At 68.1% G+C, this 3494-nt stretch carries 3 protein-coding genes; 2 read left to right on the forward strand and 1 reads right to left on the reverse strand.

The genetic code is table 11. The features are described from left to right. Positions 1-83: 83 nt before the first annotated feature. A complete protein-coding gene (locus RMO18_RS03245; protein ID WP_309663890.1) occupies positions 84-1589 on the reverse strand; it encodes an alpha/beta fold hydrolase in 1506 nt (501 codons plus the stop codon). 168 nt (positions 1590-1757) lie between these two features. Between RMO18_RS03245 and RMO18_RS03250 the strand changes: the two genes are divergently transcribed. Continuing rightward, positions 1758-2795, forward strand: coding sequence for a phosphotransferase (locus RMO18_RS03250; protein WP_309663891.1), 1038 nt, complete (start codon positions 1758-1760; stop codon positions 2793-2795). A gap of 3 nt (positions 2796-2798) precedes the next feature. Then, positions 2799-3494 (forward strand): aminotransferase class III-fold pyridoxal phosphate-dependent enzyme (locus RMO18_RS03255; protein WP_309663892.1); only part of this gene is annotated, 696 nt, incomplete at its 3' end.

Consider the following 3494-nt stretch of genomic DNA (forward strand, 5'->3'; position numbering starts at 1 on the left):
AACAGCCGCAATAAAAGGTCGTTGTGCCCGTCAAAAACCGCCGTCATCGCATGCGCTCCCGCTCGGGCCCCTCGGGGCCAGTCTCATCCTGCACTCAACATCGGGAACGTCACCCCCAGCGCCCAGGCAAAAGCCAATCCCGCCATCACCGAGCCGGGTAGGCACTGCCGCGTGCGCGCCTCGACCCATACCCCCATGAGCCCGAAGATCGTAAAGAAAATCAACACGATCGGCAAGATGATCAGCAGAAAGAACAGCCGCTCGAAATCCAGAACCACCGCGAACGCCAGTGACATCAGGAAGCACAGGCTCAGCGCGGTATGGGCAAAACGCCCCGCCCCCGGTCCGCGCCCCGCCCAGTCTTGCAGCACAAAGAACGGCAGCGTGCCCACCGCTATTGCCGCGATGATCACGCCGCGCCCGGTGCCCGGCCAGAAGTTGGTGAAATAGCGGTCAACCGGCCAGAACAGCGCCAGCGCCACATAGCCCGCAGCCAGCAATCCCACCAGCATGCCACGCAGGGTGATCTGCGGCAGCCGCGCCCCCAACGCCCAAAGGCACAGGCCGGTGGCCACTCCGTAGGCCAGAAAATGCACCGCCAGATAATCGGCCACCAGCACCGGCAGAAACTTCGTCGGCACCACCCGCAGCACCAGCGGCACCGCCACCATCGGGACCAGCGCCACAATCCACAGCCGCCGCCAGCCAAGACCCGCCCCCGCCTGCTGCCCCGCCAACCGCGGCAGCAACGCCGCCAGCGGCCAGCCCAGCGCCACCGACCCCGCCAGCAGCAGCATGATCCACCCGCCCCGGTCCGCCACCGGCGGCACGGCGCGCTCCACCCCGAACACCAGGTTCAGCCAACCCACCGTCTCGGCCATTGCAGCGGTGGAAAACAGTACACTCGCATGCTCCACATGCGGCGCGACCGCCGCCCGCCGCTGGTTCCCCGCCGCCCCGTAAGTGACCCCTGCTACCCCATCCGGTGCCACCATCCGCACCACCCGCAGCGCCTCGGCGCTCAGCATCCCCTCCCATGCGCCGGTGATCACCAGCAGGTTGCGCGGTGCCTCCACCGTCACCTCGGGCGAAAACATCGACACCGCGACCACCGCGTCCACCCAGGGCGTCGCCTTGGCAAACCGCACCACGATGTCGGTCGCCATCGAATGCCCCAGCACCGCCACCCGCCCATCACCAAGGCCGCGCGCCGCCTCGGCCACCGCCGTCAGTTCCCGCACCAGCGTCGCCGTCGCCCCCGCCACATCGACCACCGATCCCGTCAATGGCGTCGGGTTGCGCCCGTGCCCGGCACTGTCATAGCTCACCACCACATACCCCGCCCGCGCCGCACTCAGCGCGAACGACTGCATGATCTGCTGGCTGCCCGCAAACCCGTGCGAGATGACCAGTACCGGCCCAAACTCTGCCCGGACCTCTGGCCCCGCCTCCGGCCGGTACACCCGCCCCGGCACGCTGCCGAACGCAGTGTCCTGCACCTGCACGCCGCGCGCCTCACCCTCCAGCCGCCAGACCGACAGCACGATCATCGCGATCGCCAGCACCGCCACCCCCCATCGCACCCGCATGCCGCCCCCGATCCCAGACCTGCCCCCTAACTTGGCCGTCCCGCCGGGAAAGTCACGCAACTTTCCTCCGATCCGGATTGCAAAGGGGCTGCGGCCAGTTTCTTCTGGCCAGCCGCCCATAACGCCGTCATCCTGTTAACGATTTAACGATCCCAGTGTGCCAGTGACATGACCCTGTATCCAGATCCTGACCACAGCTTGCTCAGCCTGCCACCTCCCGCGTTGGGGACCGAAGCGATGGCCGGCCTTGCCGCGCGCTGCTATGGCCTGTCCGGCACGCTCACCCCCCTCACGTCCGAGCGTGACTTGAACCACCGTCTGACCACCGCCACGGGGCGCGACTTCGTGCTGAAGCTGTCGAACCCCGCCGAACCCGTCGAGGTCACCGCCTTCCAGACCGCCGCCTTGCAGCATGTCGCGACCACCGCTCCTGCCCTGCCGGTGCCCCGCGTCCTGTCCGACCTGAAGGGCCGCAGCGTCGTGCCGACACCCTTCGGCGCGCTGCGCCTGTTGTCCTGGGTGTCCGGCATGCCGCTCCATGCCACCCCCCGATCACCGGCGCAGCGTCGCGCCATCGGCACCGCTCTGGCCTCGCTGACCACAGCTCTGCACAGCTTCGATCACCCCGGCGCCGACCATTTTCTGCTCTGGGACATCAAGCGGGCCCCCAGCCTGCTCCCTCTGCTGCCAGCCATCCCCGACCCCACCCTCCGGGCCGAGGCGACCACGTTCCTCAACCGCTTTACCGCAGACGTCGCCCCCGCCCTCGCAACCCTGCCCCGCCAGGTCGTGCATTGCGACTTCAACCCGCACAACCTGCTGGTCGACAGCGCCGATCCCACCAAGATCACCGGCATCCTCGATTTCGGCGATATGGTCCGCACTCCACGGATCTGCGACCTTGCCATCGCCGCCTCCTACCTCCTCGACCACGACGCTGCCCTCACCAACCTTGCCGACCTGCTGCATGGCTATGCCCAGGTGCTCCTCCTCACCGACACCGAGATTGCCCTGCTGTTCGACCTGATCACCGCCCGTCTGTTCACCACCGTCACCATCACCAGCTGGCGCGCCGCGCGCTATCCGGACAACGCGGCCTATATAATGCGCAACCATGCCTCCGCCGTTGCGGGCCTCGCGGCATTCCGCGCGCTGGACCCGGCCCATGCCACCGCCCGATTTGCCCGCGCCAGCGGCAAGGAATGACCGATGACCCAGCAAACCACCATGATCAACGGCTACGTTCCCGGCAAAGGCAACCTCGCGCCTGAGGATGCGGCCCGCGTCGCCCGCCGCCAGCGCCTGCTGGGCCCCGCCTACCGCCTGTTTTACGAAACCCCCCTGCATCTGGTGCGCGGCGAGGGCGTCTGGCTTTACGACCGCGATGGCAATGCCTACCTCGACACCTACAACAACGTGGCATCGGTCGGCCACTGCCACCCCCGCGTGGTGGCCGCCATGGCCGATCAGGCCGCGACCCTGGCCACCCACACCCGCTATCTGCACGACGCCGTGCTGGATTATGCCGAACGTCTGCTCGCCCACTTCCCCGCCCCCCTGACCCACGTCATGTTCACCTGCACCGGGTCCGAGGCGAACGATCTTGCCCTGCGCATCGCCCGCGCCAGAACCGGCGGCACCGGCATCATCGTCACCGACAACGCCTACCACGGCGTGACCCTTGCGACGGCCGAGATGTCGATGTCGATCGGCCCCGCCGTGGCCCCCGGCCCGACCGTGTTCGGGGTCCCCGCGCCCACGGCGGCCAACTATCCCGGCAACCTCGCCCAAGGCTTCGCCGCCGCCATCACCGCCGCCACCGAACGGATGGCGGCACAGGGCATCAAACCCGCGATGCTGATCGTCGACACGATCTTTTCCTCCGACGGCGTGCTGCCGGACCCC

The organism is Tabrizicola sp., assembly GCF_031377265.1.
Classification (GTDB): domain Bacteria; phylum Pseudomonadota; class Alphaproteobacteria; order Rhodobacterales; family Rhodobacteraceae; genus JAUYQR01.

Excerpts from the sequence above, each read along its gene's own strand:
- RMO18_RS03245 (WP_309663890.1), bottom strand. The coding sequence starts at position 1,589 with ATGCGGGTGCGATGGGGGGTGGCGGTGCTGGCGATCGCGATGATCGTG.
- RMO18_RS03250 (WP_309663891.1), top strand. The coding sequence starts at position 1,758 with ATGACCCTGTATCCAGATCCTGACCACAGCTTGCTCAGCCTGCCACCT.